At 48.4% G+C, this 6,143-nt stretch carries 4 protein-coding genes and 1 pseudogene; 2 read left to right on the top strand and 3 right to left on the bottom strand.

Going from position 1 to position 6,143, the window contains the following annotated elements:
* From Q0231_RS04390 to Q0231_RS04380, 3 genes are all read right to left on the bottom strand, one after another.
* The coding region (locus Q0231_RS04390; protein WP_299345586.1) for an ABC transporter permease subunit at positions 1 to 893 on the bottom strand (893 nt) is incomplete at its 3' end.
* 60 nt (positions 894 to 953) lie between these two features.
* Positions 954 to 2,495 (bottom strand): glutathione ABC transporter substrate-binding protein, encoded by a 1,542-nt coding sequence (locus Q0231_RS04385; protein ID WP_299345583.1) that lies wholly within the window; start codon positions 2,493 to 2,495, stop codon positions 954 to 956.
* A 56-nt stretch (positions 2,496 to 2,551) separates the two neighbouring features.
* A complete protein-coding gene (locus Q0231_RS04380) occupies positions 2,552 to 4,417 on the bottom strand; it encodes an ABC transporter ATP-binding protein (protein ID WP_299345581.1) in 1,866 nt (621 codons plus the stop codon).
* A 208-nt stretch (positions 4,418 to 4,625) separates the two neighbouring features.
* Here Q0231_RS04380 and Q0231_RS04375 point away from each other — a divergent pair, with 208 nt between their 5' ends.
* Both Q0231_RS04375 and Q0231_RS04370 read left to right on the top strand, forming a co-directional pair.
* Positions 4,626 to 5,561 (top strand): isoaspartyl peptidase/L-asparaginase, encoded by a 936-nt coding sequence (locus Q0231_RS04375; RefSeq protein ID WP_299345578.1) that lies wholly within the window; start codon positions 4,626 to 4,628, stop codon positions 5,559 to 5,561.
* Positions 5,562 to 5,932: 371 nt separating this feature from the next.
* Positions 5,933 to 6,143: pseudogene (locus tag Q0231_RS04370) on the top strand (ABC transporter substrate-binding protein); the annotation flags it as partial.

The following is a 6,143-nucleotide window of genomic DNA, read 5'->3' as shown; positions in this document are numbered from 1 at the left end:
AACCCATACAGGACATCAACGATCAGATTAATCAGCAGAAACTGAAGGGAAAACAGCATGATCTCGGCCTGAACAACTGCAAAGTCACGGTATTCGATCGCTTCGACAAGAACCGACCCCAGACCTGGCCAACGAAAGACGCGCTCGACCACGATTGATCCACCAAGCAAAAAGCCAAACTGAAGACCAGTCATGGTCACTACTGGGATTAATGCATTGCGCAGCGCATGTTTCCAAATGACGATACGTTCTGACAACCCTTTCGCCCGCGCCGTACGAATATAGTCCTCGCGCACAACTTCTACGACAGCAGAGCGGGTAAAACGGGCCATAACAGCGGCAACTCCGGATCCCAGAGTTATAGAAGGCAGAATGAGATCGCTTGGTTCATTAAAACCGCTCGTGCCCAGCCAACCAAGTTGGACAGAGAACAGTTGCATCAACAAAAGTCCAAGCCAAAAATTTGGCATCGAAATACCACTAACAGCCGCAACCATGCCGATGTGGTCTGCTGCGGTGCCGCGTTTTACCGCTGAAATGACGCCAACAAATAATCCAAACACCAACGACCATGAGAGTGCACATATTGAAAGCCAAAATGTGGGCATAAACGCGCGGCTTAGCATATCAATTACTGGCTCATCAGTGCGCAATGAATTGCCTAAGTTGCCCGTGGCCATGTTCGTAACAAAAGTGAAGTATTGAATATGAAGAGGCTGATCGAGTTTAAGTGCGCGGCGAACGGCTTCGACGTCTTCAAGCGTTGCGGTATCCCCAGCGAGCAATCGCGCAGGATCCCCCGGCAACGCGTGAACAAACCAAAACACAAAAAGTGAAATCATAAACAGGACGGGCAGTAGGGCGATTAAGCGTCGAAGCAGATATTGTGACATATAACTAGATCCTTATGATTACCCCGCCATCACCGATGGCGGGGTAAAAAGTCACTGGGTTTACTCAAAAGCTGCGTTTGCAAAGCTCATGGTACCATCAGGCATCGGGAAAATGCCCGATAGGTCTGATCGGCGGCCAGCCATTTTGTTTTCAGTAGCCAACCAAATAACAGGGGCATCGTCCCAAATCTGAGCTTGTGCCGCGGCGTAAGCATCGCCACGGACTTTGTCGTCGGCAGAGCTCAAGCCAGCTGCGATGTAAGCGTCAACATCTGGATTTGAGTAAAAACCCATATTGTAGATTTTTGGGATCCAGCCTTCGGTCGCATATACAGGGCGCAAATGCCAGTCAGCATCGCCAGTTGAAGGTGACCAACCGCCAATGAGCAGACCGTGTTTCATCTCTTCTGGCTTATTGTCTTTGCCAAACACTTTTTGTGAACGCGTTGCTGGCTCAAGTGGGAATATTTCAACGTCAACGTTGATTTGCGACAATTGCTGCTGCAAGAACTGAAGCATCCGTGTCTCAGCTGTTGAATTGCGCGCCCAAGCTTCAATCTTGAAACCGTTTTCGTATCCAGCTTCTTTCATAAGTTCGCGAGCTTTGTCCAAGTCGTAAGTATATGGAGTTTGGGCTGAATAGAACGCTGTATTCGGTGCTATTGGCGAATCTGGAACACGGCCGTGACCCGAATAGACCACATGCATAAATGCATTTTTGTCTACTGCTAGATTGAAGGCCTTACGGACACGTACATCCTGAAACTCTGGTTTCATCATGTTCATGGACGCTGTCCAAACGGTGATGCCTGGGATTTCTTCAACGAAGAATTTGGAGTCAGCGCGCACTGACTCTACGAGTTCGGCGGGCATTGTGTCCACATATTGAACCTCATCGGCCCGAAGCATTGCCACACTTGTTGCTGCCTCTTTGACCGTTAAGAATGTAACGGAGTCCACTTTTGGCCACTCAGAATCCCAATAATCTGAGAAGCCCGTTACTTTGTAGCTTTCACCGGGAATCCAGCTATCAAACATGAATGGGCCAGTGCCAACTGGGTGTTTGCTTACATCCATTCCATTCTCGGCAAGTGATTTGGGACTGTGCATAACAATTGAAGGATGTGCCAAAGTTGCGAGCATTGCGCCAAAAGGCTCATTGAGCGTAATTCTGACAGTATATTCATCCAAAACATCAATAGACTTCACAACTTTCATCATTGAATTCCGTTTCAGGTTCAATGATTGGTCAGCCAGTCGACCAATGTTTACCTTCACAGCATCAGCGTTAAAGTCAGTGCCGTCATGGAACATTACACCGTGGCGAAGTTTGAAGGTAAACTCTGTTGCAGCGTCGTTTGCTTCCCAACTTTGTGCCAACATAGGCACCAAGTTCATATCACGATCAAAGCCAATCAAACGTTGCATAACGCCGCTTGCAATTGAAGCAACTGCGTTGCTGGTGCTGTTGTGCGGATCCAAAGTGTCCAGTGTGGCACCAAACGCAATATTTACATCTTGCGCCATCGTTGCAGTTGCAGCCATCGGCAGGGCCGATAGAGCAATTGCGGCCCCTAAAGCCAATCCCGTTATTCTTTTCATTGTTTTCCTCCGATTATATTGGTGTTGATCAACCAAGTGTTTGATTATTATTGGTTTTATATAGTTTGGTTGGCGACGAAATGCCCCATTTCGACTTCTTGAAATGTGTTGATGAGGGGCGGGTTATCAATTGAGCGAACCGGGCTTGGGATTTCTCCCGTTATCAATTCTCGGCTCTTCGTGCGCAAAGCCGGGTTTGGAACCGGTGCGGCGGACATTAGTCGGCGCGTATAGGCGTGCTGAGCATTTTCAAACACTTTGTGTCGTGGCCCCGTTTCCACAATTTGGCCCAGATACATAACCGCGACGCGATGACTAATTCTTTCAACGACTGCCATATCGTGCGAGATGAACAGATACGACAGTCCAAATTTCTGCTGCAACTCCATAAATAAGTTGATCACTTGCGCCTGAATAGAAACGTCGAGCGCGGAGACCGCTTCGTCGGCAATGATCAGCTTAGGGTTGGTGGATAAGGCACGCGCAATGGCAATGCGCTGCCTTTGTCCTCCAGAAAACGCATGCGGATAACGTTTTGCGTGGTCAGCGGTTAGCCCAACTTGCTCAAGCAGCCAGACAGCACGATCAAACGCGTTCGCTTTGGTTTCCAGTTTGTGAATTAGCATTGGCTCGCAGATTGAAAATCCCACCGTTAAACGGGGATTGAGCGATGCATAGGGGTCCTGGAAAATGAACTGGATTTCCCGTCGAAGTCGTCTCAAGTCTGCGGCAGCGATTTCGGACATTTCCTGACCGTCGAACCTTAATCGCTTAAATTCGGAGTTAACCAGCTGCAAAATCGAACGCCCCGTTGTGGACTTTCCGCAGCCACTTTCTCCAACCATACCAAGTGTTTCACCTGGCCAGATATCCAAATCTATTTGCTCAACTGCATGCACACGTTTGGTCACTGTGCCCAGCAACCCTTCGTTTAGGTCAAACCGTGTTGTTAAACCTCGAACGGACAGGAGAGAAGGTTGAGAATAGTCAATGGGCGCAGGCGTTATTGGCTCTTCAACTTTCTCGGGCGTACCATCAACATTCAAAAAAGGAAATTGTGCCGGCTCAATGGTGCCGTTCATTGCACCAAGGTGGGGGACTGCGCTCAACAGGGCCTTTGTGTATGGATGTTTTGGCGCATCAAAAATGTCCTCTACCAAACCCTCTTCAACGACCTCACCTTGATACATAACCACCACGCGATCCGCTATTTCTGCTACGACGCCCATATCATGGGTTATGAACAGAACAGACATGTGGCTGCTTTCCTGCAAATCACGAACAAGACGCAATATTTGCGCCTGAATTGTCACGTCCAATGCAGTGGTAGGTTCGTCAGCAATCAAAAGTTGCGGATTGCACGATAGGGCAAGCGCAATCATTACGCGTTGGCGCATGCCGCCGGACAACTGGTGAGGGTATCGCTTAAGAACTGCAGCCGCGTCCGGAATTCTGACAGTTTCCAGCATTTGCTGGGCAACCGCGGTGGCTTCGATCGGAGATTTGTCTTGATGAGTGACGATCGCTTCAACGATCTGGTCGCCAATTTGAAAAACCGGATTGAGGGAAGTCATCGGTTCTTGGAAAATCATTGCAATCTGGTCGCCGCGCATTTTTCGTGCGGCGTTTTGATCAAACTTTGAGATGTCGACAATGCTCTCATCCCGACAGCGGAACTTCATCTGTCCAGAGCTTATTGTTCCGCCGCCAAACTCGACCAAACGCATCACACTCAATGCCGAGACAGATTTTCCAGAACCCGACTCGCCAACAACAGCAACAGTTTCACCTTTGTTTATGTGCAGACTTACATTTTTGACGGCATTTACGACATTTTCACCTTGGCCAAACGAAACCGAAAGATCGCTTATCTCCAAAACGCTCGTGTCAAACTTCATGCCCTGACCAGCCTTTTCCGCCATCAGCAACCTCCCCTGTTGCGTTGATTATCAACGCACATTTGGCGGTGAATTTCCGCTCATTGGCGATGATGAAAGCAGGGTTGAAACAAAAGCGCTAAGGCCGATTTGGTATGTGTTATGCTAAATATGCATATCGACACACTTGTTTGAGTACTGTTGTAGTGTTTGTTTGAAATCCGAAATCAAAATGGAATTAAGAGGCGAAAAGATGGAAAAAGTAGCTTGGGGAATTGCACTTCATGGCGGTGCAGGCACCATCACCCGCGACAAGTTAACGCCTGAAAAAGAAGCTGAATGTCACGAGGGGCTGGCTGCGGCACTAAAAGCTGGTAGTGACATTCTGCAAGCTGGCGGCACCAGCCTTGATGCAGTGGAGGCGACCGTGAGGTCCCTTGAAGATAATGTTTTGTTCAACGCAGGAAAAGGCGCTGTTCTTACTTCCGAGGGCAATTTTGAACTCGACGCGTCCATCATGGATGGTAAGGATTTAGATGCCGGCGGTGTGATCAATGTAGGGCACATTGCTAACCCCATTTCGCTCGCTCGTGCGGTAATGGAAAAGTCTGACCATGTTTTATTGTGTGGCGAAGGCGCAGAACAATTTGCTTCCAGCGTTGAAGTGCCGTTCGTCGAACAAGCCTATTTCGATACGCCATATCGGCGCGAACAGTTGGCCGCAGCTAAAGAACAATTCATTGTCACACTCGACCACAGCGATCACAAATTTGGTACAGTTGGAGCAGTCGCTCGGGATCGCAGCGGTAACCTTGCTGCTGCAACATCAACCGGCGGTATGACCAACAAGAAACCTGGACGTGTCGGCGACACGCCAATCGTGGGTGCGGGCACTTTTGCAGACAATCGGTCATGTGCCGTTTCCGCAACGGGGCACGGTGAAATGTTTATTCGCCTTTCAGTTGCGCACGACATTTCAGCCTTGATGCGTTACAAAAACCTGTCCCTCGCAGACGCTGTTCATCAAAAAGTTATGGAAGAATTGCCGACCATTGATGGACGAGGCGGTGTGATTTCAATTGGCAAATCAGGCGCACCAGTTTTGTGTTTCAACACGGCTGGTATGTACCGAGCAAGTCAGGTTGAAGGCGATGAAATTGAAACTCAAATCTTTGAAAACGAGACCTAGAAACGAATTCCTGTTTGCACACTTCAATTGCCGAACATCGTGCGCCGGCATGTTTTGGGGTGTGGTATTTCCGGGTCAAAAAACACGTAAGTCCACCTCAATTGGCTTGAGTTAGGTTTCAAGCGAGCGACTAATCACTTATGCAAATTGCGCATAACGCATGCCAACAATGCATGAGATTCCGTGGTCAGCCGATTGACAATTTGTGGCCATGGCACCCTAATTTATCCACATCTAGGCCACCCAGATTTGATGCAAATAGGAGGTATTCAAACCTGTGGTGTTCTTGGAAAGCCATCGCAAACTCATCAAAAAAATCAATAAATGTGATGAATTGCGAGTCTTAAACTAACTATAAGAGGGAGGGGATTATGAAGTTTTTCCATTCAATTAGCGGCCTATCATTGGCAGCAATACTTCTAGCATCATCGGCGATTCCGGCATTTGCCGAAACGCCTGCGAACACGTTTGTGGTCGCGAGAAACATTGCAGATGTCATCACTTTTGACCCTGCAGAAGTGTTTGAGTTTACAGCAGGACGAGTAGTTTCAAACCTGTACGAACGCGTTATGATGTTTGAGC

Source organism: uncultured Maritalea sp., assembly GCF_937139385.1.
Taxonomy (GTDB): domain Bacteria; phylum Pseudomonadota; class Alphaproteobacteria; order Rhizobiales; family Devosiaceae; genus Maritalea; species Maritalea porphyrae_A.
The sequence above is the reverse complement of the archived record's forward strand: the minus strand, read 5'-3'. Positions and strand labels throughout refer to the sequence as shown.